The organism is Parageobacillus caldoxylosilyticus NBRC 107762, assembly GCF_000632715.1.
GTDB lineage: Bacteria > Bacillota > Bacilli > Bacillales > Anoxybacillaceae > Saccharococcus > Saccharococcus caldoxylosilyticus.
Map to the genome: position 1 here is coordinate 1 of NZ_BAWO01000070.1, position 25,889 is coordinate 25,889.

At 35.9% G+C, this 25,889-nt stretch carries 24 protein-coding genes and 5 pseudogenes; 25 read left to right on the forward strand and 4 right to left on the reverse strand.

Annotated elements, in window-relative coordinates:
* Positions 1-558 (reverse strand): amino acid permease (locus GCA01S_RS16775; RefSeq protein WP_255212298.1); only part of this gene is annotated, 558 nt, incomplete at its 3' end.
* A 166-nt stretch (positions 559-724) separates the two neighbouring features.
* Between GCA01S_RS16775 and GCA01S_RS21080 the strand changes: the two are divergent.
* The 10 genes and pseudogenes from GCA01S_RS21080 to GCA01S_RS16820 form a co-directional block, all read left to right on the forward strand.
* Positions 725-856 (forward strand): annotated as a pseudogene (locus GCA01S_RS21080) (ArsR family transcriptional regulator); the annotation flags it as partial.
* A gap of 481 nt (positions 857-1,337) precedes the next feature.
* Entirely contained in the window at positions 1,338-2,708 is a 1,371-nt protein-coding gene (locus GCA01S_RS16780; protein ID WP_042411690.1) for a sensor histidine kinase, read from the forward strand.
* Between the two features lie 7 nt (positions 2,709-2,715).
* Entirely contained in the window at positions 2,716-3,387 is a 672-nt protein-coding gene (locus GCA01S_RS16785; RefSeq protein WP_042411692.1) for a response regulator transcription factor, read from the forward strand.
* Positions 3,388-3,399: 12 nt separating this feature from the next.
* A complete protein-coding gene (locus GCA01S_RS21085) occupies positions 3,400-3,891 on the forward strand; it encodes a hypothetical protein (protein ID WP_231883421.1) in 492 nt (163 codons plus the stop codon).
* Positions 3,892-4,307: 416 nt separating this feature from the next.
* Complete coding sequence (locus GCA01S_RS16795; RefSeq protein WP_042411693.1) at positions 4,308-5,003, forward strand: C40 family peptidase; 696 nt, start codon at positions 4,308-4,310, stop codon at positions 5,001-5,003.
* 376 nt (positions 5,004-5,379) lie between these two features.
* Positions 5,380-5,961, forward strand: a complete 582-nt coding sequence (locus tag GCA01S_RS16800) for a TVP38/TMEM64 family protein (protein WP_042411695.1) — start codon at positions 5,380-5,382, stop codon at positions 5,959-5,961.
* A gap of 106 nt (positions 5,962-6,067) precedes the next feature.
* Positions 6,068-7,045, forward strand: a complete 978-nt coding sequence (locus GCA01S_RS16805; protein WP_042411697.1) for a F510_1955 family glycosylhydrolase — start codon at positions 6,068-6,070, stop codon at positions 7,043-7,045.
* 116 nt (positions 7,046-7,161) lie between these two features.
* Entirely contained in the window at positions 7,162-7,893 is a 732-nt protein-coding gene (locus GCA01S_RS16810) for an urease accessory protein UreH domain-containing protein (RefSeq protein WP_042411700.1), read from the forward strand.
* A gap of 29 nt (positions 7,894-7,922) precedes the next feature.
* Positions 7,923-8,117, forward strand: coding sequence for an SHOCT domain-containing protein (locus GCA01S_RS16815; protein ID WP_141103885.1), 195 nt, complete (start codon positions 7,923-7,925; stop codon positions 8,115-8,117).
* 533 nt (positions 8,118-8,650) lie between these two features.
* Positions 8,651-9,178, forward strand: coding sequence for a stage II sporulation protein P (locus GCA01S_RS16820; RefSeq protein WP_052510060.1), 528 nt, complete (start codon positions 8,651-8,653; stop codon positions 9,176-9,178).
* Between the two features lie 116 nt (positions 9,179-9,294).
* Here the strand turns inward: GCA01S_RS16820 and GCA01S_RS16825 are convergent.
* Positions 9,295-10,478, reverse strand: a protein-coding gene (locus GCA01S_RS16825; RefSeq protein ID WP_197478853.1) for an IS3 family transposase whose coding sequence is annotated in 2 segments (ribosomal slippage) — positions 9,295-10,223 and positions 10,223-10,478 — 1,185 coding nt in all. Because the reading frame shifts where the segments join, the coding sequence is not laid out codon by codon here.
* Positions 10,479-10,567: 89 nt separating this feature from the next.
* Between GCA01S_RS16825 and GCA01S_RS21380 the strand changes: the two are divergent.
* The 4 genes and pseudogenes from GCA01S_RS21380 to GCA01S_RS21095 form a co-directional block, all read left to right on the forward strand.
* A pseudogene (locus tag GCA01S_RS21380) lies at positions 10,568-10,711 on the forward strand (stage II sporulation protein P); the annotation flags it as partial.
* 9 nt (positions 10,712-10,720) lie between these two features.
* On the forward strand, positions 10,721-11,056 hold the full coding sequence (spoIIP, locus tag GCA01S_RS21385; RefSeq protein WP_081804213.1) for a stage II sporulation protein P: 336 nt from the start codon (positions 10,721-10,723) through the stop codon (positions 11,054-11,056).
* A 168-nt stretch (positions 11,057-11,224) separates the two neighbouring features.
* Entirely contained in the window at positions 11,225-12,466 is a 1,242-nt protein-coding gene (locus GCA01S_RS19930) for a peroxiredoxin family protein (RefSeq protein WP_081804214.1), read from the forward strand.
* A 108-nt stretch (positions 12,467-12,574) separates the two neighbouring features.
* Positions 12,575-12,709, forward strand: a complete 135-nt coding sequence (locus GCA01S_RS21095; protein WP_255212297.1) for a hypothetical protein — start codon at positions 12,575-12,577, stop codon at positions 12,707-12,709.
* A 158-nt stretch (positions 12,710-12,867) separates the two neighbouring features.
* On the opposite strand, the pseudogene GCA01S_RS16840 reads toward GCA01S_RS21095, so the two are convergent.
* Positions 12,868-13,293 (reverse strand): annotated as a pseudogene (locus GCA01S_RS16840) (urease accessory protein UreH domain-containing protein); the annotation flags it as partial.
* Positions 13,294-13,758: 465 nt separating this feature from the next.
* Here GCA01S_RS16840 and GCA01S_RS21390 point away from each other — a divergent pair.
* Both GCA01S_RS21390 and lgt read left to right on the forward strand, forming a co-directional pair.
* The gene (locus tag GCA01S_RS21390) at positions 13,759-13,929 is read left to right on the forward strand and encodes an Lmo0850 family protein (RefSeq protein ID WP_369492354.1); all 171 of its coding nucleotides are present in this window, start codon (positions 13,759-13,761) and stop codon (positions 13,927-13,929) included.
* On the forward strand, positions 13,908-14,714 hold the full coding sequence (gene lgt / locus GCA01S_RS16845) for a prolipoprotein diacylglyceryl transferase (protein WP_042411707.1): 807 nt from the start codon (positions 13,908-13,910) through the stop codon (positions 14,712-14,714). Before GCA01S_RS21390 ends, lgt begins: the two co-directional genes overlap by 22 nt.
* A 144-nt stretch (positions 14,715-14,858) precedes the next feature.
* Here lgt and GCA01S_RS16850 read toward each other — a convergent pair whose 3' ends face one another.
* Positions 14,859-15,530 (reverse strand): class I SAM-dependent methyltransferase, encoded by a 672-nt coding sequence (locus GCA01S_RS16850; RefSeq protein ID WP_042411710.1) that lies wholly within the window; start codon positions 15,528-15,530, stop codon positions 14,859-14,861.
* Between the two features lie 1,677 nt (positions 15,531-17,207).
* On the opposite strand from GCA01S_RS16850, the gene GCA01S_RS16855 reads away from it, so the two are divergent.
* The 9 genes and pseudogenes from GCA01S_RS16855 (at position 17,208) to merR (ending at position 25,878) form a co-directional block, all read left to right on the forward strand.
* The gene (locus GCA01S_RS16855; RefSeq protein WP_042411712.1) at positions 17,208-18,059 is read left to right on the forward strand and encodes a hypothetical protein; all 852 of its coding nucleotides are present in this window, start codon (positions 17,208-17,210) and stop codon (positions 18,057-18,059) included.
* A gap of 113 nt (positions 18,060-18,172) precedes the next feature.
* Positions 18,173-18,327: pseudogene (locus GCA01S_RS19615) on the forward strand (ArsR/SmtB family transcription factor); the annotation flags it as partial.
* A gap of 14 nt (positions 18,328-18,341) precedes the next feature.
* Positions 18,342-19,289: a cation diffusion facilitator family transporter gene (locus tag GCA01S_RS16860; RefSeq protein WP_042411715.1), complete on the forward strand. Its 948-nt coding sequence runs from the start codon at positions 18,342-18,344 to the stop codon at positions 19,287-19,289.
* Between the two features lie 236 nt (positions 19,290-19,525).
* Entirely contained in the window at positions 19,526-20,878 is a 1,353-nt protein-coding gene (locus GCA01S_RS16865; protein ID WP_172798646.1) for an Nramp family divalent metal transporter, read from the forward strand.
* 224 nt (positions 20,879-21,102) lie between these two features.
* Positions 21,103-21,471, forward strand: a complete 369-nt coding sequence (locus GCA01S_RS16870) for an ArsR/SmtB family transcription factor (RefSeq protein ID WP_015863926.1) — start codon at positions 21,103-21,105, stop codon at positions 21,469-21,471.
* Positions 21,464-23,602, forward strand: a complete 2,139-nt coding sequence (locus tag GCA01S_RS16875) for a heavy metal translocating P-type ATPase (RefSeq protein WP_042411719.1) — start codon at positions 21,464-21,466, stop codon at positions 23,600-23,602. The genes GCA01S_RS16870 and GCA01S_RS16875 overlap by 8 nt, the downstream gene beginning before the upstream one ends.
* A gap of 289 nt (positions 23,603-23,891) precedes the next feature.
* Positions 23,892-24,764 (forward strand): MerR family transcriptional regulator, encoded by an 873-nt coding sequence (locus GCA01S_RS16880; protein WP_042411721.1) that lies wholly within the window; start codon positions 23,892-23,894, stop codon positions 24,762-24,764.
* A 27-nt stretch (positions 24,765-24,791) separates the two neighbouring features.
* Positions 24,792-25,031: pseudogene (locus GCA01S_RS16885) on the forward strand (arsenical pump-driving ATPase); the annotation flags it as partial.
* Between the two features lie 448 nt (positions 25,032-25,479).
* Positions 25,480-25,878 (forward strand): Hg(II)-responsive transcriptional regulator, encoded by a 399-nt coding sequence (merR, locus tag GCA01S_RS16890; protein ID WP_035067772.1) that lies wholly within the window; start codon positions 25,480-25,482, stop codon positions 25,876-25,878.
* Positions 25,879-25,889: the final 11 nt, after the last annotated feature.

Below are 25,889 nucleotides of genomic sequence, written 5' to 3' on the forward strand. Positions count from 1 at the left end.
TTTGATGGCTACCATCGTATTATTCACTTTCTTACTTTCTTGCACACCTTTTGACAGCATCCATGTCATCAGTAAAATAATGCAGACAGCCGGCAAGTTCACCATTCCGCCTTGCTGGGGCACTGCACTTAGCATTTTCGGGATATGCAAATGAAATCCTTCTAACAATGAGCGAAAATAAGCAGACCATCCATTTGCCACTGCTGCAACGGACAAAACATAAATTAAAAGTTGCATCCATCCTATTAAATACGCAACTACTTCCCCAATTGTTACATACGCATACGTATAGACACCGCCGGAAACAGGAAGAGCCGATGCTACTTCTGCATAGCAAAACGCTACAAATCCACACACCAATGCCGCCAGCATGAACGAAAAGATAATCGAAGGACCTGCATCATTTGCTGCTGCGACACCTGTCAACACAAGAATCCCGATTCCAACAATCGCTCCGATACCAAGCAATATTAAATCATAGGCACCTAATGTTTTCTGCAATGTTTTCTTTTGACTTAACAAGTGAGTAATTGACTTTTTTTGAAGTAAATTCATGATGTCTCCTCTCTCTTATATAACTTAGTTCAAAATGCCAGACATTTTGGTATTATATCATGTTTCTACTTTTTTCGACATATTTTTTAATTTTGATTTCCTAGAATTTATACCAAAAAGAGTTGAATTAACAAAAATATCCATGATACCGAAAAATGTTACTATATTTTTAGGTCCATATAATCATAATCATGGATTCTTATCAGAAAGAGTAAACTCAATTTCTTATCAAACGCAAGGAATTATTGATGAAAAACTTGAAATTATTCTAGCGACAGGTAAAGGACACGGAGGGCATTAGGCGTCTTGAAAGTTATGTAAAAAAGCTGTCTACTATAAGTAAGTAATTCAGTTTTAAGGTAGAAAATTTATAAAAGGTGAACATGGTAATCATGGCTTTATGCATAAAATATTTTCCTTTCTATTGAATCTATGGCTATGATAGCAGTAAGAATACGGATTCGTTGTGATAAATTTCACAATAAAAGTGAAATCGTTCCTGACAGTTACAATCCATTGAAATCCATAAATTCTGCAAATTTAGTTTATAAAATAAAAATTACTTCTCCTTTATAAATCGTCCAAAGCCATAAACAAGGAGAACATACATACAGATATTTATTCCAGAGTTTTAAGTCTCAACGATTTAGTTTTAATACCAATATGTCATTCAGAGAAGTTTGACTTAATCGCTCCGAATAAACGAAAAAAAGATCAAAAAACAGCTTTTCTAAACTATATAGAAATTAATTGAATTGGGCTGAATAAGGAAGGGACCAAAAATGAGAAAAATTTCGTTTAAATTGGGACTATTATTTTTTGTATTCGTATTAGGAATAGAGACGGTTTTATTTGCGTCTTTATATGTTACTCTGGTTCATTCTAGAATTAATGAGGAATTTGAACAGCTGTTGGCAAGGGGGAATAATCATCGCGATGTGTTAGAAAAAAGTTATAACCCTTCTACGTTAGAGCATGTCACGATGATGGAATCTGAGGCGGAGACGGACGTCGTTATTACCAATGACAAGGGGAAGATACTGTATTTTTCAGATCATATTTTACCATTTGCTAAAAGAGTAATAAAAAAAGCAAATAAAAACATTCCCCATGATGGTATGATTGTACAAAAAAATTGGCAAAGAGAGTCGTATATTTCGACAGTAAGCCCGATTCGGATTGACGGCAAGATCAAAGGGTATGTCTATATGTTTCAAAATACGGATTCTATTCAAAACATGATTTATAAGTTAAAGCATCATTTCCTTATGGTTGGAATTCTTTCCGTATTTTTAACGATTATTACGATTGCTTTCTTGTCAAGAATCATTACCATTCCTCTCATTCGCATGAAACAAGCGACCGAAAAATTGAGCAAAGGTGATTTTTCTGTTCGTTTGCAAGTAAAAGGGGGGGACGAATTGACGGAATTAGGGAAAGCCATTCAAACATTGGCGAGGGATTTAGAATACTTAAAAAAAGAAAGAAATGAATTTCTCGCCAGTATTTCTCATGAACTTCGCACCCCGCTCACTTATGTAAAAGGGTATGCGGATATAGCTAGGAGACCAAACATGGAGGAAGAAGAGAGAAATCGATATTTGTCCATTATCTACGAAGAAGCAGAACATATGCAAAAATTGGTGAAGGATCTTTTTGAATTAGCGAAGATGGATCAACATTCCTTTCAAATCCATAAGGAACCTACAAACTTATGTTCTTTCTTAAAAAAATTGCATGACAAAATGCATCCTGCGTTTCAAGCTAAAAAAATGTCTCTTGTATATTACTGCGATGGAAACATTACCGTCCATATAGACCAAAAACGTTTTGAGCAAGTGATGATAAATCTGTTAGACAATGCTTTAAAATATTCAGATCAAGGCTCTACCGTCTCTATTGATGCAAGAGCGGAGAAAAACAACATTGTGATGATCGTTTCAGACGAAGGCAGAGGGATCCCTGAAGAGGATTTGCCGCATATTTTTGAGCGGTTTTACCGAGTGGATAAATCAAGATCAAGAAACAGCGGCGGAACAGGATTAGGACTAGCCATCGTCAAGGAAATTGTGGAAGCGCACGGAGGATCGATTTACGCCGCAAGTGAATATGGAAAAGGAACAAACATGATCATTACCTTGCCGGAGGGATGAGCATAGCATGTACACGATTTTACTGGTTGACGATGAAAAACGAATGTTAGATTTACTTGATCTTTATCTTTCGCCTAAAGGATATCATTGCGTAAAGTGTGAGTCCGGTTTAGCTGCGATACAGTACTTAGAAAATAACAAAGTGGATTTAGTTTTGCTGGATATTATGATGCCAGAGATGGATGGTTGGGAAACGTGCAAGCGAATTCGGGAATTTTCTAACGTCCCGATCATCATGGTAACGGCCCGAGATCAAACAACGGATATCGTCCAAGGACTGAAAATCGGAGCAGATGACTATATTACGAAGCCGTTTGACGAATCCGAACTGCTGGCGCGCATCGAGGCTGTACTACGCCGTTCAGTAGGAAAACATTCGAAAATGGAGTTTCAAGGTTTAGTGTGGGATGAAGACGAACATAAAGTCCACTATCAAAACAAACCGATTTTTCTAACGCCGAAAGAGTTTGCCATATTGGGTCTGTTTTTGAAGCACCCAAACAGAGTGTTTAGTAGAGAACAAATCATCGTGTCATTATGGGGCTATAACGCAAATACAGAAGAGCGTACAATAGACTCTCATGTAAAAAATATTAGAGAAAAGCTTAGACAAGTTGGTTTTCCGATCGATCAATTTCTGCAAACTGTTTGGGGGGTAGGATATAAATGGGAGGCATAAGGCAAGAAGAGGATGAAAGAGCAAATCATTGCACTACTCAACACCTATGAAAATGCTGCTTATCTCATCAGCATTGTGATAAATATTATAATTAGTATTTTAGGACTTGTACCAAGCGTTTTTCTCACGGCTGCCAATTTGGCTGTGTTCGGGTTTTGGAAAGGCACCTTTTTATCTTTTGCAGGGCAAGCATTCAAAGCCATTGTCTCATTGATGAATCTAGGATTTTATAAAGAATCTGATTTTCATTATATGACAGTTGGCTATAAAGGTCATACGATTTATGTGGTGAACCAAGAAGAAAATAAAACACTAGGACAAGGGGGATTTTACAGTAAAGATGATGGAAAAACGTGGTTACAAAGTCAATTAAACGGCCTGCCGCAAACTGCTGCAGGAACGATTGCTGCCCACCCAACGGACGCCTGTACTTATCAAACAATCATTAGATTCAAAACAGAAGGAAGGGATATTTTCGGGAGGATCCTCGGGATCTGTTGTTAGTGCTATTAAAAAACTAATACCTTCATTGACAAAAGAAACGAACATCGTTACCATCTTTCCAGACCGTGGTGATCGTTATTTAGATTTAGTTTACGATGATCAATGGTTAAACAAAGTAAAAAGAGAATCCTATTAGATATAGAGGGGGAAGCTAAAGGCATTCCCCTTATCTTCTTTAATTATAAATCTCTCTTAATATAATGATTGATATTTTTTGCAATTAAAATTGATTTAACCGCAAGCTTTATGTCTTTTTATGTAATAAATTGACGGTATTTTATGTATTTTTTTGTCGGCTTTTCACACATTCTGCACAATTTTGTAATTAAACTGTAAATCCATCGAAACATTAATGTTATTTTAACATGATAGAATTTGCTCAAAAATACGAAAAGAGTTATAGGGGGAAAACAGGATTGAAAAGGTTAGTAGCATCTTTTGCAATGGCAGGTGTTTTATTGAGTAGTCCAATCGTAAGTAGTGCGGCTCTTGGGGATCAAACATTAAAAATTGGAATGACACACCAAGATGTTAAAGAATTACAACAAATATTAAAAAATAAAGGTTACTTTACATATAAAACAACTACTACATATTTTGGTCCTATTACCAAAAGTGCTGTTATAAAGTTTCAGAAATCAAAGGGCTTAACTGCTGATGGAATTGTAGGTCCTAGTACATTCAAAGCATTAGGCATAAAAAACGCTAAGACTAAAACTACGCAAGTGGAAGGAGTTTCATCTTATAACCCAACAAGGCTGGTTCAAAATGCTAAAAAATATTTGAATGTCCCGTATGTATGGGGAGGAAGTACACCTAAAGGATTCGATTGTAGTGGCTTTTTGAATTATGTATTCAAGGAGAGTGTTGGAATTAGCTTACCAAGAACGGTTGCTGGCATCTATGCTAAAGGTGTGAAAGTTTCTTCTCCTCAAGTAGGAGATTTAGTGTTTTTTGAAACTTATAAGCCTGGAGCTTCTCATGCAGGAATTTATATTGGAAATAATGAGTTTATCCATAGTTCTTCTTCTAAAGGAGTTAGCATTAGTTCTATGAAGAATACATATTGGTCTAAGCGCTATCTAGGTGCAAAAAGAATAATTGTGAATTAAGGGAGCGAAGGAATTGCTCCCTTTTTGTTTGTGTGCCCGGCATGAGAGTAATCTATAGGGTGAAAGTCCCGAGCTGCTAAGACAGAAGTAGCAGTTAGCTTAACGCAAGGGTATCCGTGGTGACGCGGAATCTGAAGGAAGCGAGCGGCAAACTATTGAAATCCATAAATTCTGCAAATTTAATTTATAAAATAAAAATTACTTCTCTTTTATAAATCGTCCAAAGGCATAAACAAGGAGAAAAGAACGTACAATATAGACTCTTATGTAAAAAATATTAGGGAAAAGATGAGACAAATTTAGGTTTCCAATCGATCAATTTCTGCAAACCGTTTGGGGGTAGGATATAATATGGGAGGCATAAGGTGAGAAGAGGATGAAAGAGCAAATCATTACACTGCTCAGCACATATGAAAATGTTGCTTACCTCATTAGTATCGTTATAAATATTATGATCAGTGTTTTAGGATTTGTACCAAGCGTTTTTCTAACGGCTGCCAACTTGGCCGTATTCGGGTTTTGGAAAGGCACCTTTTTATCTTTTGCAGGGGAAGCAATCGGAGCCATTATCTCCTTTCTTTTATATCGTAAAGGATTCAGGAAGCTTTCTGAATCCAAGTTATTTGCTCACCCGAAAGTCAGACGTTTGCTTGAAGCAAAAGGTTTAGAAGCCTTTTTTCTTGTTCTGTCTTTGCGGCTTCTTCCTTTTGTTCCGTCAGGAGTAGTTACCTTTGTTGCAGCGATAGGAAAAACCTCCTTGCTTATCTTTATGATTGCTAGCTCAATAGGGAAAATACCGGCATTACTTTTAGAAGCCTATTCGGTTTATCAATTGATGAATTGGACATGGCAAGGGAAAGTAATATTAACATTTTTGTCTGTTTGTTTATTCCTTTTTACTTGGAAGAAAATCAATCGAAAAAAGGCTCAAATGAACAAAATTGAAAGGGATTTATGAAGAGCAACAAAATATCATATTCAAAGAAACAAACTCCATAAATTCTGCAAATTTTTCTGCTATAAAATTACTATGTTTACTCAATACACAAAAAGGAGTATCAGCAATGAAAAAAATGACGAAAGCTATGATGATTACATCGGCTATTCTTCTTCTAAGCGCTTGTTCATCATCCAATGAAAAAGAGCAGACCTTTATCAATAGCAGAGAACAAGCAAAATCCAACATATCTGTTACAAATAATCCTTTCTTTAAAGAAAAGAAAGAAGGAAAGTTCGAACATTTACATGGAATCGGTTATGCAGGCAACCAAAATGCGATTTACTTTGCTACACATGAAGGTTTACTTGTTTACCAAAATAATAAGTGGTATGAAACGACTTCGTATAAACATGATTATATGGGCTTTTCTGCCACAGACGATGGATTTTATTCATCGGGGCATCCAGAAGAAGGTTCATCTTTAGGAAATCCTCTTGGTCTTGTAAAAAGTTTGGATAATGGACAAACGTTGATGAATCTAGGATTTTATAAAGAATCTGATTTTCATTATATGACAGTTGGCTATAAAAGCCATACGATTTATGTCGTGAACCAAGAAGCAAATAAAACGCTCGGACAAGGGTTATTCTACAGTAAAGACGATGGCAAAACGTGGTTACAAAGTCAATTAAACGGCCTGCCGCAAACTGTTGCAGGAACGATTGCTGCCCACCCAACGGACGAAAATATGGTCGGAATTAGTACGCCTGAAGGAATTTTTGTCTCCAAAGATAATGGAAATACGTTTGAACGCTTTACTCGAAAGATCAATACGACGACTTTCGTCTTCCAAGAAAAATCCATTTTATTTGCTGCTGTAGAGAATAATAAGCCTATACTTATAAAACAATCGTTAGATTCAAAACAGGAGGAAGTTCTTTCTGTTCCTAAACTCGATGAAAAAGACCATATCATGTATATGGCCTCTAATCCGACAAATGAGAAGGAAATTGTGATCGCCACCATGAACGGGGATATTTTCATGACAAAAAATAACGGTGAAAGCTGGACAAGACTAGCATCGAAAGGGAAAATTTTTTAATAAAAGACATGCGAGGGCATGTCTTTTTGCTTACTTAAAAATATACCACTCCATAAATTCTGCAAAATTCATTGCTACAATATAGACATCAGATAGAGAAGAAGGTGAGAAGAAGGGTGTATTCGTTCTTGAGCCAAATAAGCAACCTTCTAAGCCAACCGTTTCTCAATATTGCAAATAGCACGACAGCTATTCCCATTTTGTCAGCTTTTGTTCTTGGCATTGTAGGAGCGATGGCTCCATGTCAACTCACTGGCAACTTGGGAGCGATCACGTTGTACAGTAATCAGTCCTTGCAAAAAGGGATTGCGTGGAAAGAGTTGCTCCTATTTATTTTGGGTAAAATCATTGCTTTTTCCGGTTTAGGTTTCATCGTTTGGCTGATGGGGAAAGAGATTCAAAGTACACTAACATTATATTTTCCGTGGTTGAGAAAGCTGATCGGTCCCATTCTCATTCTTGTAGGTTTATACTTGTTAGGGCTTTTTAAAATGTATTGGAACGTAACCTTGTTCAAAATCCCTGAGAGATTTTTAAAGAAAGGAAAAATAGGCTCCTTTTTAATGGGTTTCGGCTTTTCATTAGCTTTTTGTCCAACCATGTTTGTGCTATTTTTTGTTACTCTAATGCCTCTGGTATACTCAACGTCTTATGGAGTGTTATTACCGAGTATCTTTGCCATCGGAACCTCTGTGCCTGTTATTTTATTCATCCTCATCCTTTGGTACTTAGGATTTAGCGGCACTCTAATGAAAAAAGGAAAGCAAGCAGGAAGGTTCGTTCAGAAAGCAGCTGGAATCGTGATGATCTTACTTGGCATATTAGACACCATCACTTATTGGTTTTAAAATTAGGAAAAGGAGGAAAGTGAACGGTGATGTTTGGAGATTTGGCCATGATGATTGGGATGATGTTATTCTGGGTTGTATTAATCGCCATTGGTTTTTATCTCTTACATCGTTTTATCAATGACCGCAAAGAAGAGTTATCTCCGATGGAAATATTAAAAGTGCGATTAGCCAAAGGAGAGATCACTTTAGACGAATTTGAACAACTATCCAAAAAGCTATAGTAAAATCTAGCCTCTTTTATTGTATCAAGCATCAGAAATGTGATTTACAATTGTCTCCCCCTATTTCAATTTTATATAGATGAAGGAAGTTGTTGATAAGAGTATTGTCAACAACTTCTTTTGTTTTTTTTAGCTTTTCTGAACATAATAATCTCTTATATTTCATGTCTCCTTCGTTAGTTTTTTCTCCTGTTATAAACACTTCTGTAAAAGCGATATTGAACGAACTATGGAGACAAAAGAAGGTTATCTCCTAAATAAATTTTTTCATGGGTCATCATTTTTAAAAATCTTAGTTCTTTATTCTATTTACTAGATTTCATTCATAGATATTAATAATAGAATTTAGAAGGGAGAGTAAGAATGAGAAGACAGTCTTCGCCGAAAAATACAACTGCATTCTTTTACAGTTTTCTAATTACGTTAATAGTCAGTGTGTTTATTTTAAATATGATTATTGCTATTTTTTTAAGAAGTTTTTAGTTTCTGAGTATTTAAGGGACCTTTCATGGAAAGTGGAGTCCGTCTCATTTATGTACATATTGGAGATGAAAAATCATTATTTTAATCGGGGAATCAAAGGTGACATAAAAAAGTCTAATTTTTCAAAACTGCTGTTTGAAAATACCATTAATTTAAGCTTGAGTGATCCTCGCTCATTTTTTAGGAATGTTTTACCGGGGTTTTCAAGTTTCGATTCGAAAATAATTGTGGCAGGAGAAGGAACAGACTATACAAATTTAACAATCGAATCATCACCTCCGATTGAGGTTTTATTAAAAGAGAGAGAAATTAGTGAACAAAATCTGAAGAAATTAGAAGAAGAAATAAATCAAACAGAAAATATGGTAAAACCACCACCATTGAAAAATGACACTGGGAACCGGAATGTAATGTTTATTTATCATTCACATAGCCGTGAATCTTTTTTGCCCTATCTAAAGGGTACGGGTAACGAAAAAACATACCATCACTCAAAAATTAATATCACAATGGTAGGTAAACGATTAGGAGAAGCTCTTAGAAATAGGGGGATAGGTGGTATTATGTCAAGAAAATAGACACGTAAAATCGAGAAAAATTTTAAAACCCTACTACCGCACTTCGTTTAGTGGCCTCTTGAGAAGGAGAACGGTTTGGTAAACCCTTCCCCTTCTCAAGAGGAAAGATATGCCCCTTATATCGTGACTTGTGGAGAGAAGCGTTGCTGCTTTTTGCCTTGCTGATGCATCTTCTCATACTCCATCGGGGACATGTACTCATTAGCGGAATGAATTCGCTCGGCATTATAAAAACACTCCATGTATTCAAAAATCCGTTGTTTCGCTTCTTCCCTTGTCGTAAAGGTTTCGTGGAAAATGAGTTCCTTTTTAAGGATGCAGTGAAACGATTCGGCACATGCGTTGTCATAACAGTTTTCCTTTCGACTCATGCTCGTCTGGATTCCGTATTGCCTCAACATGGCTTGGTATTCATTCGATGCATACTGGCTCCCTTGGTCCGAATGGTGAATCAGACCAGGTTGAGGATTTCGCTGATGGATGGCCCGGTTGAATGCTTTGATCACTAACTCCTTTGTCATACGCTCGGAAAGATACCAACCTACAATTTTACGAGAAAACAAATCCATGATGGATGCTAAATACAACCAGCCTTCTTTCGTCCAAATATAAGTGATATCCGCCACCCATACTTGATTCGGCTCATCTGCTTCAAACTGCTGATTCAATAAGTTGGGATACACAGGCAAATGATGCTTTGAGTTCGTGGTTGCCTTATATTTTTTCTTTGTTTTTGAACGAATGTCCCCATCTTTCATGATTCTGGCGACCGTTTTTTGAGATACCTCAACCCCTTGCTTCTGAAGGATTTTTGTGATTTTTGGACTGCCATACGTTTCTCTTGACTCGATATGAATCTTTTTGATTTGCTTTTTCAACGCTTCTTGTCTTTTCTTTTGTTGGCTTTCCGGCCGTTTGGTCCATGCATAGTATCCACTTCTTGAAACACCTAGGACTTCGCACATCTTCGCCACACGAAACTCCTTTCTATGCGTATGAATGAATTCATAGATTACTTCTGGTTTTTGGCGAAGATGCTCATGGCCTTTTTTAAGATCGCGTTTTCCTCTTCAAGGTCACGGATGCGTTTTTGTAGTTCGCGCTTTTCTTGATCTTCTGGTTTAAGGTTTCCGCTTCCGACAAAACTATGTTCGGCATCTTTTTTATAATCTGCGACCCATTTATGAAGAGTTTTTGGCGAAATATCGAGTTGTCTTGCGGTTTGAGCGACCGCCTTTCCTTGCTCGACCACTAATTTTACTGCATGTATTTTGAATTCTTTATCAAAACGTCTAGCCATTATAGACACTCCCTATGATTGATAGATTTACTATACATTTCTCTATTCGTTGTGTCTATAATCTAGACTAACATCAAGGAGTAGAAGTAGATACAACGGACATTGTAGCCATGTTAAAGAAAAGAAATTTAGATTATTCTAGCTCTTACGAAATCTCCAGAGAAATTGTTGCATCTGCGAAAAGGTCTAATAGGGATCTTAGCTACTTTTTGGATATCCATCGTGATTCATAGCCAAGAAAAATAACAACAGTAACTATAAACGGAAAAACGTACGCTAGATTATTTTTTATTGTAGGTAAGGAAAATAAAAATTATGAGGAAAATTTAGCTTTTGCACAAAAGATTAACACTGAAATAGAAAAATCTTATCCGGGATTGTCAAGAGGAATTATTGAAAAGGATAGCCATTCAGGAAATGGAGTTTATAACCAAGATTTATCTCCTAATTCTGTCATTATCGAAATAGGGGGCATTGAAAATACGATGGATGAGTTATATAGAACGGCAGATGCATTGGGAGAAGTTTTAAGTCAATATTATTGGGATGCTACGAAGGTATCGAATACTCCTAAATAATATAAAAAATAAAGTGTCGAGGATTCGACACTTTCACTTTGATGACAAAGTTGACAAGCTTCAGTCTTTAGAACAACTAGCTAAGAAATTTTAATATGTTTCTCCATAAAAAATTCATATTTTTTATTTATAATAAATAAATCACATGAAATTGGGGAGAGATGCGTATTGCAATTTGGTAGTATTATAGTTCAAGGTGAAAATCTTTTACTAATAAGCGGCTTATTAATTAGCTATGTGATGTTTTATTATGGTATTAGGATATTAAAAATAGAACGAAACATCATGGATTTAATTTTTAATAGTTTTATTAATGGAGTACTAATTTGGAAATTTAGCTATGTCGTTTTACACCCTAATTCAGTTTTACAAAATCCTATGACTATAATTTATTTTAACGGGGGATATGTTGGAATTGGTATAGGGATTATTTTCATCACGATCTCTACTTGGTTATCTATCAAAAAACAGAATATTTCTTTGGTTTCTTACACACGTGCGGCCGTTCCTGCGTATTTGGGGTATTTTAGTACGTTTGTATGGATCCGCGTAATGGAAGATCCTCAGAATCATCTCATCATTTTGCAAGCAATAGTAGCTGTTTGTTTTTTTATAGCAGCCTCACGAATCAACACCCAAAAAACTTTGTTACAACTTCTCATATGGTTTCATTTAATTCAATTTGAAATAGCCCTATATAAAAACAATTTTGTATACGCTGAGATAATATCAAAAGAAGTATTGTTATATGTCTCTTTAATTATTATCTTTTTATGTATTTTATACTGGTCAGAGAGGCAAGGAAGAGAAGAGGCCACTAAGGACGAGGAAAAGGGATGGAGAAATACAACAAATAATATAATTTTAGGCGGTATATTTTTAAGTCTTGCCATAACCCCTATGCTTACCAATCAACATGAAACAGGGAGAATAGAATCCCCTAAAACAGTTATGTCTACCTCATTAGATTCTGGCAAAATCGGGACTAATAAAGGACAATTTGCTCCAGATTTTGAATTACTTTCAATTACAGGAAATAAAGTGAAGTTGTCTGATTTGCGTGGAAAGACGGTTATATTGAATTTTTGGGCTACTTGGTGTCCTCCTTGTAGAGCTGAAATTCCCGAAATGCAAAAGTTCTATGAAAACAATAAAAATAACAATGTAGAGATTTTGGCAGTCAATTTAACGAATAGCGAAAGCAGTCCTGATACAGTGAAGGATTTTGTGAGGGATAAAGGCATGACGTTTAACATTCTGCTTGATAAGCAAGGAAAGATTGGAAATCTATACGGTATAATAACAATTCCCACTTCGTATATCATTGATAAAAATGGAATTATCAGAGAGAAACATGTAGGTCCTATGTCTTATGAAACTATGGACAACTTCATCTCTAGTATTAAATAAAAACTAAAAATCTTTTTCTACACCTGATTATATCAGGTTAATGATATTGTCCCTTCTGAGTATACAGTAAAAGGAATATTCCTTACTGTTAACTCAGGAGGGGTGTTTTTGTTATGGGAAAAATTAATAGAAGTAAGAAAAGTGAGGGCAGTCCAGCCGGATTTAGATGTGCAATGGAGCTTTAAAACTATTATAAAAGAGTTTGAATTTTTTCATAAAAAAATCCCCCTAACAGTCGGCTAATCTAAGTAATAAATGAGGAAATCATACTTTCGAGTATCCAAGTTTACTTAGGGAATAAAAGGAGCTATTATCTGTAGTTGTTGTTCTGTGTTTCTAATAAATTATTTTTGTATCAGAACTGTAATAATTGGGTATTCCTATTTTCGGATGATAAACGCCTAAAAACCTGTGAATCCACCAAACAAACCTGTAAAAAAGGTAACGATTTTTGTCATCAAATCAAAAAACAGCAGAATCCCCGTGACAATCATAAGAAATCCTCCGACTTTTACGATGACAGAATTATACCTTTTTATCCAATTTAGCTTGCCGATAAAAAATGACATAATGAAAAAAGGAACGGCAAAACCTAATACATAGGCGAACATGTATAAAATTGCTGCACTTGGTTTGGTAGCTGCCAACGCTATAACTGATACAAGAATTGGGCCGGTACAAGGAGTCCAGCCTGCGGCAAATCCTATTCCAATTAAAATAGAACCAAAATAACCGGAGGGCTTGTTGCGAAAGAAGAACCGCTTATCCTTCATCATAAAGGAAGGTGAAAATACACCTAAAATTACTAGACCGAAAAAGATAATGAAAGTTCATGGTGTGGCAGAAGCATCGTTCTTTCCCTCCATTTCTCCTTCGTCCTGCCTTCATAATAAAACAGCTTGTCGACTTTGTTGACAAGATGAGCCGACTTAATAAACTGACGTTTTTTGTTATATCTAATTGTACTTTAATTATTTTCTCGTACAACGCTGCTTGTACGTATTCAACTAGTTCATATATTGATATACACTGAACGTTTTCTTGACACTTGAGGTAAACCGATTAAGTAAAATGAGTCATTTTTATTATTTTGTTACTTCTTCTACATAACTTCTGCAAATTTATTTATTAAAATACATTCATCGAATTATTAAGAACTATTGATTCAGGAGGATTGTATGAAAACTGTAAGAGTCAAAAGTCTAACAGAAGAAGTACAGGAATTAAATCAATCATTTAGCCGCTAAACTCAATATATTAGTAAATAATTTTGTCAATGGGGTTAGAATAGAATGAACAAGGAAAAGCAAGTTTTTCAAATCGTAAATCGTCTTAGAGCGAGAGGCATACCAGCAGAAATTACGAAATCAAGATTAGCTATATTAGCTTATATGTTAGAAAATTCAGAGAAAAAGAATGGAAAGGAGACTTTAGTAAGTAAATGGAAACCATTAAACCTCTAAATCCAATTGCACTGGAATTAGGTCCTTTAAGTATTCATTGGTACGGAATTATTATTGGTACAGGGCTCTTGTTAGGATTGTATATTGCTACTAATGAAGCAGTAAAAAGGGGATTACAAAAAGAGGTATTTACCGACCTTGTATTATGGGCTGTCCCTATAGCTTTGATATGTGCCAGAATTTATTATGTCATCTTTAATTGGTCGTATTATTCGCAACACCCCAATGAGATTATAGCTATATGGAAAGGCGGAATCGCCATTCACGGGGCTTTAATAGGTGCTATTGTCACAACTGTCGTTTTTGCAAAGAAAAAGAATTTGAGTTTTTGGAAATTGGCAGATATCGCAGCACCAAGCATTATACTGGGGCAAGCAATTGGACGTTGGGGAAACTTTATGAATCAGGAAGCACATGGAGGACCCGTTTCAAGAGAGTTTTTAGAAAGCCTTCACCTACCCGATTTTATCATTAATCAAATGTACATTGAAGGAAGTTATTATCATCCAACATTTTTGTATGAGTCTCTATGGGACTTGATAGGGTTTCTGATTTTATTGATATTACAACGTTTAAACTTAAAACGTGGAGAAGTATTCTTGACTTATGTTATATGGTATTCGATTGGTAGATTCTTTATTGAAGGGATGAGAACAGATAGTTTAATGCTAACAGACAATTTAAAAATGGCTCAAGTTTTATCTGTTGTTTTAGTGATTACAAGCACAGTTCTTATATTATACAGACGAACTAGAAAAGGTTTGACGGCTAGGTATAAAGATTAGATTAAACTGTTTTTTAGGCTATCGAAAAAAGATCGATAGCCTCTTTTTAATCCTGTGTATCTAATTAATAAAAAACTTGTAGCCAAAAATCCTGTCTGTGATAAGCTAAACAAATACTTGCTCTTGCCGCTAACACACTATGTTTTAATTTATAATTTTTAGATTGATGGGTTTAGTGGCGGAGTATAACGAAATAGTGCCGAATAAGGTATCAAAACTTTTATGTTTATGAATTTTTTCGAACCCTGCCCCTTTCATATATCTTTCAATTTGCCCTTGTATATTTCCATTTGTACTCTCAAAGCCATCTAACAATTGAATTGGCAGAAAGGCTGCTCTCATAAAAAGGTTAGAGGGTGGCCCATAATCTGCTATATGAACTTCTCCACCGGGTTTTAAAACCCGAAATATCTCATGGAATGTAGCTTCCTTCTCTGTTGAATCAAGATGGTGGAAGAAAAGAGTTGAAAGTATGCGATCGAATGTATCGGAATCGAAGGGAAGAGCTGTAGAGAAACCTTGAATAAAGGTTATATTGTTTGTACTATCGTTTTTTTGTCTGGCTATTTCTATAATTGAAGGATCTGCATCAAGCCCGTAAAGAGTTGTTTGAGGATATAACTTGCTAATTTGCAAAAGAAGAGTTCCAGTTCCGCAGCCAATATCAAGAATCTCATGGTTAGGTCGAAGCAAAGCCTGCTCAATAAGAGCAGTTTTAAATGTGTTTTCTCTCGTAGTCCATTTTATGATGAAATCATAAAAGGAAGTCAGCCATTCAAAACGCAAAGCTCGTTTAAAAGATTTATCGTTATTCATTAAATTTCACCTCACTTATTTAAATAGATAAACGATAAGCACAATGATACTGATTACTCCAAAACAAGATATTATACGGAACAGAAACGTGATTTTCTTTTTCGTTCTTTCACAATCGGTTGTTTCATCATTCACCTAGATAACTAGATAAAATATGAACAATTGTTATTATAAGAACAAATTATGAAGAAATTATGGAAAATAAAAACAATTCAAGAGAAAGTAATGTTAATCAGTAGTGTGATATCAGTATCTTAATGTATCACAAAGGGAAAGAGAAAATTTAATTGGAATCCAAACAAAGTAAAAGGATAAACGTGGATTTATCTTTCCTTTTTAGGGTAGTACCAACAAAAAACATACGCTAAAGACATATATTGAAAACGAAAAGTCGTTTTTTCTACGCTAAGCAAGAAAGAATCAGCTTTTCAAGAAGGAATTTCAGTTGATTATTTCTGAAATAAACATCTTGGCGATTTAACAATATATCGAATGTCTTTTCACACATAGTTGGACAATCTTGGAGAGTTTTATGTGTGCTTGGCGACATCATCATTGTGAATCCATTATCATCTCTCCTCTAAATATCCTACGCTGATAAAGTATTCATTGTGCGAATATCCTGTCACCAAGGCATTAACCTAAAAATCAAGCATAAAAATACCAGTTCACGAAAGGTTGGTATTAAATAAATTTATTGTTTTATACAGAGAAAGCTGTCAAAATTCTTTTTTGGTCCAATACATTAGATCCAGCCCGTTCAAGATGATCAATCAATTCTTTCTAAGTAAAATTCTCTGGTGGATGGTCAAATTTGAAATATATCTTAAAAAATAAGGGGCGTCCTTATCTAAATCCTCCACCATATATCACCTGATTTTAAAACGCGGTGAATTTCTGAGTGGTGATTTTCATGCAAAGGTAAATTACTTGCTATTGGGGCTGGTCAAGCTAATTGCTGATTTATGTGGTCATAGATTGTAGAGTTTATTTGCGTACATATATTCAAAGGATATTCATTAAAGCGACATCAAATATTAATAAAATCTAAATCCTTGAAATACAACTGTAGAGCGCTAATAGCCATGAAAATGTTTAGCTGCATCAAATTTGACTTTTTTCATTTTTACACCACAATATGTAGTGAACACCATATGTGTGGTTAATGCGTAGAAAGGATGAGAAACAATGGAAAATCAATGAAGAGGGGATTGAATCGTTTCTTTGGAGCTTAAAGCAAAAATAATGAATTATATCTGGGCATCAGGGGAAAGTTACCATTAGGGAAGTCCCACAGCATATCAACAATGAAAAACCAATTTCTTTTAATGCTGTTATGACTGTGTTGATAAAGGATATTTACATAAAGAAACGAGAAGAGGAATTGCTTACTTTAAATACGTTCAAACCAAAGAGCATTTTTATCTGAGCAAACAAAATCCGTAGCTTATGGATTTTTTGAGGAGTTTGGAGGATTAGCTGTGGTTCAAATGGTTGATGCTATTCAGGATGTGGATCTATACTTGCTTAAACAGCGAAAAGAAAAATTAAGTGCAGTGAAAAGAAGGAATGAACATGACTTCAAGGATGAAATCTGATGTGTCCATTTTTGCAATATGTTTAGAAAGTCAAATCTTGTTTCACAAATTCTTAATCTAGAAAGGGTGAAGTATCAATATGAAAAAAATAATGCTAATAGCTCTGATCTCCGCTTTATTGATTGCAAGTGGATGCGGCAAATCCGACAATACAAATGAAAATCAACATATGAATCACAAAAATATGCAACAAGGTGAAAATCACGAAGGAATGAATAACGAAACGAACCAGTCCCCAGATGTCACTACACAGGTTGTTTGGAAGTTTTCAAAAGAAACTCCAAAAAGCAATGAAACGGTTGATTTAACAATTCAAATTAATGATAAAGAAGGGAAACCTATTGAAAAATTTGATATTCAGCACGAAAAGCTAATGCATCTAATTGTAGTAAGTAAAGATTTATCTTATTTTGATCATTTACACCCTGAATACAAAGGTGACGGACTGTTCACGACTGCCTTAAACTTTCCTGCTGGAGGAGAATATAAATTATATGCCGATTATGTTCCAAAAGGGGCATCAAAAGTTGTAAAAAATCACACTGTTACGGTTATGGGAGAAAAAGCACAAACAACTCCACTCAAACCAGATGAAAATTTAACTAAAGTTGTCGATGGCAAGGAAATTACATTATCTTTTGACGAACTCAAAGCCGGAAAAGATGTTACATTGAATTTTAACATTAAAGACCACAAGACAGGTCGACCGATTACTAATTTACAACCATACTTAGGTGCTATTGGACACGTTGTCATCATCAGTGAGGACACAGAGGAATACTTACACGTACATCCAATGGACGAAAAGGCAAAAGGACCAGACGCTAAATTTATGACCAAGTTCCCTAAGAGTGGAATCTATAAAATTTGGGGTCAGTTCCAACACGAAGGTAAGGTTATTACCGTTCCTTTCGTAGTCAAAGTTTCATAAAAACAAAAAATCCTCCCACGGCGGAGGATTTTTTGTTTTGTTAAGGCATGTTTTATTGGTTTGTATATAAAGTAAAGACAACTTAGTACAAGGGGGACGATGGATGAACTCAATTGTCTCAATCAGCCGTTTCTCATCAGCTTAGTATGTTACGAAATATGAGACTGGTTAAGTATCGCCGTGAAGGAAAAACACTGTTTTACTCCTGCGATGACGAACACGTTATTCATTATTAAAACAAGCCATTGACCATGCTGAACATCATTAAGGAGGCGTTTTATCATGCATCATCATCACCACCATCATTCTCACGACCACCATGGTCACCACCATCACCACGGACACCATCACGATCACGGAAGAGAAAGTAATAAAAAAGGGCTTACGATTGCACTTCTCATTACCGCTGGAATTATGTTATTAGAGTTTTTCGGAGGTTTAATCACAAACAGCCTAGCCCTTCTTTCTGACTCTGGTCATATGCTTAGTGATGCCAGTTCACTTGTTCTTAGCTTAGTTATTATTTGGTTTGCCGCCAAACCAGCTTCGCCCAATAAAACGTATGGCTTTTATCGTTTTGAAATCTTAGCCGCTTTGTTTAATGGAGTTACCTTGTTTGTTATCGCTGGGTTTATCGTATGGGAAGCTATTCAGCGTTTTTACAACCCACCAACCGTAGCTAGCGGCTCTATGATGCTGATTGCTTCCATTGGTCTGTTTGCCAATCTTTTAAGTGCCTGGGCGTTAATGAAAAAAGGGGATGTGAAAAATAATGTCAATCTTCGTAGCGCCTATCTTCATGTGATCGGTGACGCTTTGGGTTCCGTAGGCGCTATCGTCGCTGGGCTTGTCATGTGGATCTTTGGTTGGTATGTAGCTGACCCCATTATTTCCGTTTTGGTTGCTTTATTAATTTTGAAAGGTGCCTGGGGAGTGATTAAACATACGGTTCACATTTTGATGGAAGGAACGCCAATTAACATTGACCAAAATGAAGTGAAAAAAGCCTTAGAAAGTATTGAAGGAGTGATTGACGTTCACGACCTCCATATTTGGACGATTACATCAGGGTTGGATTCATTAAGTTGCCATATTTTGATTGAAGATCATCAAGACAGCCAAAAGGTTTTACAAGATGCCATTCACATGATTGAGGAAAAATTTAAGATTCTGCATACAACCATTCAAATTGAAACCTCTCAAATTCATCACGGGGACATGAAAGTCTAACGAAAAATATGACCAATATAGAGCAAGGTCAGTACCTTGTTTAATATTTTAGCGAACTTAAACTAACAAACGATAAAAGTTTCCATTGACTAAAAAAGTTTCTGATGTACAATTTATTTAGGCAACATTTTCTTTGCTCTTACATATATCTAATTCTAAGTGTAGGAGCAATTTTTTACCCAAAAAGTTTCCTTAATGCAAAATATTTAGTGAAAACCAATCATGAGGTGATCATCATGGGTGAAAATATAAAAAAAATGCCGTTAACAGTGGAAGAAGGTTGGAGAAATAAACGGACGCAACCAACGTTACCCGAAGTATATAGAAGTTTACGTATACCAAAGACGGGTTCTTGGATGAAAAAGTTTCTAGCGTTTGCTGGACCAGGATACTTAGTTGCCGTGGGGTATATGGACCCGGGAAACTGGGCGACTGATATCGCGGGAGGTTCCCAGTTCGGATACACGTTACTTTCCGTTATTTTGCTTTCCAATTTAATGGCAATATTGCTTCAAGCATTGGCTGGCAAGTTGGGAATTGTAACGGGAAGGGATTTAGCACAAGCTTGTCGTGACCATTACAGCAAGCCTGTAGCAATGATCTTATGGGTTTTATGCGAGTTGGCAATCGCAGCTTGTGATCTGGCGGAAGTGATCGGTTCGGCAATTGCGTTGAATTTATTATTTGGCATTCCGTTAATATACGGCGTTATTATAACAGCTCTGGATGTACTGGTCGTATTACTCTTACAGAATAAAGGTTTTCGTTATATTGAAACGTTGGTGATTGTTTTAATTCTAACCATTGGTGCTTGCTTTGCGACTGAAATCTTTCTTTCTAAACCAGATGTAGGTGGCATATTGAAGGGATTTGTTCCAAGCAAAGAGATTATTAACAATCCATCCATGCTCTATATTGCAATCGGGATTTTAGGTGCAACCGTAATGCCTCATAATCTTTATCTGCATTCTTCCATTGTGCAGACACGTCAATACGAACAAACCAGCTCGGGTAAACGACAAGCGATCAAATATGCTACTTGGGATTCAACGATTGCCCTATTCTTCGCTTTATTTATTAATGCAGCGATCCTTATTGTTTCTTCTGCTACGTTCCATAAAGCAGGAATGAAAGATGTTGCGGAGATTGAAGATGCTTATCACTTGCTCTCTCCACTGCTTGGAACAACACTTGGAAGTATTTTATTTGGAGTTGCTTTGTTGGCTTCTGGTCAAAACTCCACATTAACGGGAACCTTAGCTGGTCAAATTGTGATGGAAGGTTTTCTAAATATTCGCCTTCCTGCTTGGTTAAGAAGACTGATAACTCGATTGATTGCCATTGTCCCAGCCGTTGTTGTAACTGCTCTTTATGGCGAAAGCGGAACGGCTCAATTACTTATTTTGAGCCAAGTGATTCTTTCTTTACAGCTCTCTTTTGCGGTAGTGCCTCTCGTTCAATTCACTAGCGATAAAAAGAAAATGGGTGAGTTCGCAAATCCATTATGGTTGAAAGTTCTTGCTTGGATGGTAGCGGTTGTGATTATCAGCTTAAACGCATATTTATTGTTCCAAACATTCTTTGGTTAAGGAATAATAAACCTCATTATCTTTTTGCGGATAATGAGGTTTATTGTTTTTATCTAATAGAATTTTTTGATGTAGCTAATTAAATGAATAACCTGGTAAATATTAGGTTGATTTTTTTAAATCCAATTCTTTTTTATTTTTCATTCAAATAAATATTTGAATAATAAAAGGAATGAGGTATAATATATTCAAACGGAAATTTGAATATGAAAGGGGGATAATTAATGAGTAAGAAAGATACATGTGAAATTTATTGTTATGACGAAGAAAAAGTCAATCGAATACAAGGGGAATTGCAAAAAGAAGATATATCCAGTGTTGTCCTGTTGTTTAAAGCACTGGCAGATGAAAATAGGGCAAAAATTGCCTATTCACTTTGCCAAGATGAAGAGTTATGTGTATGTGATATTGCCAATATCATTGGGGCTTCTGTTGCAACCACTTCCCATCATTTACGGACCCTTTATAAACAAGGGATTGTAAAGTATCGAAAAGAAGGAAAGCTAGCATTTTATTCGCTGGATGATGACCATATTAAGCAGTTAATCATGATTGCGTTAGCACATGAGAAAGAGGTGAAAGTCCATGTCTGAACAACAAGCAAAATTATCTAAATCAGAAGTGAAAACCTACCGTGTTCAAGGATTTACTTGTGCAAACTGTGCAGCAAAGTTTGAAAATAACGTAAAAGCATTGCCAGGTGTTCAAGATGCTAAAGTAAACTTTGGAGCATCTAAAATTACCGTTTGGGGTACAACAACCATCGAAGAATTAGAAAAAGCAGGGGCTTTTGAAAACTTAAAGATTCGGGAAGATAAAGAAAAAGCAGTCAAGCGTGAACCTTTTTGGAAGCAAAAAGAGAATATTAAAGTGTACATTTCCGCCGTTTTGCTTGTGATCAGTTGGTTTCTAGGGATGCAATACGGAGAAGAGCATATCTTTGCGACAATTGGATATGCTGCATCGATTTTAATCGGTGGATATTCGCTATTTATGAAAGGTTTCAAGAACCTGGTTCGATTACAGTTTGATATGAATACGCTGATGACAGTGGCGATTTTAGGAGCTGCAGCAATTGGTGAATGGGGAGAAGGTGCAACGGTTGTTATTCTATTCGCCATTAGTGAAGCCTTAGAGCGTTATTCCATGGATAAAGCTCGTCAATCCATTGAATCGTTGATGGATATTGCTCCAAAAGAAGCATTAATTCGTCGCGGAAATGAAGAAATGATGGTCCCTGTTGACGATATTCAAGTCGGGGATATTATGATCGTAAAGCCTGGTCAGAAATTAGCGATGGATGGAATCGTCATCAAGGGTACATCTACGCTAAATCAGGCTGCCATTACGGGAGAAAGTGTTCCAGTAACCAAAACAGTCGGTGATGAAGTCTTTGCAGGAACATTGAATGAAGAAGGGTTATTGGAAGTAAAAGTTACAAAACGAGTGGAAGATACAACTCTTTCGAAAATCATCCATTTAGTGGAAGAAGCTCAAGCAGAACGAGCACCTTCTCAAGCGTTTGTAGATCGTTTTGCCAAATACTATACACCAGCCATTATCATTTTTGCTCTTTTACTAGCCGTTATTCCGCCATTATTTATGGGTGCTGATTGGAGCGAATGGATTTATCGAGGTCTAGCTGTATTAGTGGTTGGTTGTCCGTGTGCGTTGGTTATTTCCACGCCTGTTTCGATTGTAACTGCCATTGGAAATGCAGCGAAAAACGGTGTGTTAATTAAAGGTGGTATTTATTTAGAGGAAGCAGGAAACTTAAAAGTGATTGCTTTTGATAAAACAGGAACATTAACAAAAGGTGTTCCTTCCGTCACCGATGTAGTCACTTATAATGGCAATGAAAATGAACTAATGACCATTACAGCAGCCATTGAAAAAGGCTCACAACATCCACTTGCTTCCGCCATTATAAGAAAAGCAGAAGAAGATGGATTGAATTTTAATGATGTATCGGTTGAAGAATTCCAATCCATTACCGGTAAAGGTGTAAAAGCCAAAGTAAATAACGAAATGTATTATGTCGGAAGTCCAGGTCTTTTTGAAGAACTTCTTCCAAATGGTATCCAATCAAAAATAAAAGAACAAATTACAGATCTTCAAACACAAGGGAAAACGGTCATGGCGTTAGGAACGGAAAAAGAAATTCTGGCGTTAATTGCCGTGGCAGACGAAATAAGAGAATCATCCAAAGAGGTTATTCGAAAACTGCATCAAGTCGGTATTGAAAAAACGGTGATGCTGACGGGAGATAACCAAAGAACAGCCGAAGCCATCGGAAAACAAGTCGGGGTTTCCGATATTAAAGCCGATTTACTTCCAGAAGATAAACTGAATTTCATCAAAGAGCTTCGCGACAAGTATCGAAGTGTTGCGATGGTTGGAGATGGTGTGAACGATGCACCAGCTCTTGCAGCTTCAACCGTTGGTGTGGCAATGGGTGGTGCTGGAACCGATACAGCCCTTGAAACAGCCGATATTGCTTTAATGTCTGATGATTTAAGTAAATTGCCATATACGATTAAATTGAGCCGCAAGGCTTTAGCAATTATTAAGCAAAACATTACCTTCTCTTTGGGCATTAAGGTGCTGGCGTTATTGTTAATTGTACCTGGTTGGTTAACGTTATGGTTAGCGATATTTGCCGATATGGGAGCAACATTAATCGTAACATTAAACAGCATGCGATTGCTAAATGTGAAAGAATAATGCAATAGTTGAAGAAGACACACAAAAAGACCGAATTTATTTCGGTCTTTTTGTGTGGTTTAAAAATCAACATTGAAATTTAACAAAGTCCTGATTAAAAACAGTCAAAACTAACAAAACAATGACCTAAATTTTAGAGATCTTAATTAATTAAATGGGATTTTAATAAAAATGCTTGGCGCTTAAAGCCAAGCATTTCTTATTTTCCTAAAATTACTTAGGTAATGTCATAGGTATAACATTACCAACATATTTTTATTTTAAATAATTTTGAGCGGGGGAGAAGGAGATGGAAGTATATAATGTTCACCAAGCACTAAAAATACTTCAGGAATATTACATTACTGACTCAATTCAAATGGTTACTCGTTGGATCAGAGAAGGAAAGATTAAAGCAGAACGTTCGGCAAATCGAAAGGAGGGTTGGCGAATTTATCACGATGATTTATTCGAGTTTATTGAAGAACAGAGACCAGGTTTGCCTGAAGTAATGGGAGTTTATGAATGGTATGTAGAAAACTCTTTTTCAATGTTGGCGAATGACCATCGTGAAAAGCATAATAAATTGGATTCTGAAGAAGTTAAAGGTGATAGCACTCACTCGGAAGAATTAATTAAACAGCTCATGGAGGAGAAGAAGCAATTAGAAAATCAACTCATTAACATGCAGGATGAGTTGAACTTGGTTTACGAGCAAATCACTGAATTAACGGTTAAAATTCAAAAGCTGGAAGAAGAAAATGCTTTTTTAATCGGTTTATATGAGCAAATAGATGAGATGTATCAAGAATTAGAAAAGAAAAATCAACAAGAAAGTAGTAATGAAACACTAAAAACAATGGAGTGCAAATTAAAGAAAGAGATGTCTGTTGAAGATTTTAAAACGATTGTTAGAGAAGTGATCAATGAATACAAAAGTGAAACAGTAAACTTAATACAGCAAGAAAATGAACTAACCAACGAAATATATCCGTTGTTTTTCAATGAAAATGAGGAGTTAAGAAATGAGATTATTGATGATGAAGAATATCGTTGTCCATTGACTAAGAAGAAGTATAAAAAAAGTTTAAGATCCATGCTCAAAAACGCTATCCGAACAAAATTAGAACAAGTCCTGAATTCAGTTGACGAAACAGTGTTAGCTAACGACTCGAGTCGTTAATCTTTTTTCTTTTTAAACAAATAAAGATTTGAAATGGAGTTAACAAACGAACTGAAACAAAATTTGTTTGCTTGCAATCTAGATCCGGAAGCAACAATCAAAGCCTATCGAGAAAAAGTTGTGGGTCCCTATCGCAAAAAGTTACCGGATTCTGTTGTTGCCTCAATGGAGGAACAATTGTCGGGGGCTTGTACAGTAGAAATTGCTGCTTTCGATGAATTTACCAACTTGTTAACCAACCTTGATACATCGAAACGAAAGAAACATTAAAACGTTTGTTTCCAAAAGCATAGCGACTAACGATCAATTAAGAAAAGGGGAAGAGAAATATGGTGATTACTGATCAAGCGAAACAAGTACTACAAGATATTTTAAAGAAACACGGTAAAGAAGGAGTTTGTCTTTATTCTGCAAACCACAGATCGGTTGGAGATTATTAATGGTATTCGGGTAGCGATGGATGAGAAAGTGGCTTCTATCATCGAGAGAGTTACACTTGATGTGGAAGAAACGGGAAAAGGCGTTCAATTCGTCTTATTAGGCTTAAATCAATGTTGTTAAAAAGTTGAATTGCTAATAGACCAAAGTAATGAGGACAAAAAAGTTGTTTAAACATAAATTAACGAAAGTAGATTTTAATAAGCTATAAAAACTTCGAAATTCATTTGACCCTGTACTATGGTACAGGGTTTATACTTTATCTAGGGGTGATAAGATGAAATATCGTATTGGTGAACTGGCTGACAAATGTAACGTTAATAAAGAAACCATTAGATATTACGAGAGAAAAGGCTTAATCAAAGAAACTTCACGAACAGATTCAGGGTATCGAATGTACTCGGAAGAGACTGTGAAGCGCATTGGTTTTATTAAACGTATGCAGGAACTAGGGTTTTCTCTAAGTGAAATTCATAAATTACTTGGTGTTGTTGATAAGGATGAGGTTCGATGTGCGGATATGTATAGCTTTGTTTCTCAAAAAATAGGTGAGGTTCAACAACGAATTAAAGATTTAAAGCGTATCGAAAATATGTTGAATAAATTAAAAGAAAGCTGTCCGAATGAAGAGCAACTACATGAATGTCCAATTATTGAATCTCTGATTGATGATTAAAGAAATGAGAT

Coding starts and splice junctions, on each gene's coding strand:
- GCA01S_RS16850 (WP_042411710.1), bottom strand. CDS start 15,530: ATGAATAACGATAAATCTTTTAAACGAGCTTTGCGTTTTGAATGGCTG.
- GCA01S_RS16870 (WP_015863926.1), top strand. CDS start 21,103: ATGAGTAAGAAAGATACATGTGAAATTTATTGTTATGACGAAGAAAAA.
- GCA01S_RS16865 (WP_172798646.1), top strand. CDS start 19,526: ATGGGTGAAAATATAAAAAAAATGCCGTTAACAGTGGAAGAAGGTTGG.
- GCA01S_RS16880 (WP_042411721.1), top strand. CDS start 23,892: ATGGAAGTATATAATGTTCACCAAGCACTAAAAATACTTCAGGAATAT.
- merR (WP_035067772.1), top strand. CDS start 25,480: ATGAAATATCGTATTGGTGAACTGGCTGACAAATGTAACGTTAATAAA.
- GCA01S_RS16805 (WP_042411697.1), top strand. CDS start 6,068: ATGAAAAAAATGACGAAAGCTATGATGATTACATCGGCTATTCTTCTT.
- GCA01S_RS16780 (WP_042411690.1), top strand. CDS start 1,338: ATGAGAAAAATTTCGTTTAAATTGGGACTATTATTTTTTGTATTCGTA.
- GCA01S_RS16855 (WP_042411712.1), top strand. CDS start 17,208: ATGAAAAAAATAATGCTAATAGCTCTGATCTCCGCTTTATTGATTGCA.
- lgt (WP_042411707.1), top strand. CDS start 13,908: ATGGAAACCATTAAACCTCTAAATCCAATTGCACTGGAATTAGGTCCT.
- GCA01S_RS16800 (WP_042411695.1), top strand. CDS start 5,380: ATGAAAGAGCAAATCATTACACTGCTCAGCACATATGAAAATGTTGCT.
- GCA01S_RS16860 (WP_042411715.1), top strand. CDS start 18,342: ATGCATCATCATCACCACCATCATTCTCACGACCACCATGGTCACCAC.
- GCA01S_RS21390 (WP_369492354.1), top strand. CDS start 13,759: ATGAACAAGGAAAAGCAAGTTTTTCAAATCGTAAATCGTCTTAGAGCG.
- GCA01S_RS16785 (WP_042411692.1), top strand. CDS start 2,716: ATGTACACGATTTTACTGGTTGACGATGAAAAACGAATGTTAGATTTA.
- GCA01S_RS16815 (WP_141103885.1), top strand. CDS start 7,923: ATGTTTGGAGATTTGGCCATGATGATTGGGATGATGTTATTCTGGGTT.
- GCA01S_RS16875 (WP_042411719.1), top strand. CDS start 21,464: ATGTCTGAACAACAAGCAAAATTATCTAAATCAGAAGTGAAAACCTAC.
- GCA01S_RS16820 (WP_052510060.1), top strand. CDS start 8,651: ATGTACATATTGGAGATGAAAAATCATTATTTTAATCGGGGAATCAAA.
- GCA01S_RS21085 (WP_231883421.1), top strand. CDS start 3,400: ATGAAAGAGCAAATCATTGCACTACTCAACACCTATGAAAATGCTGCT.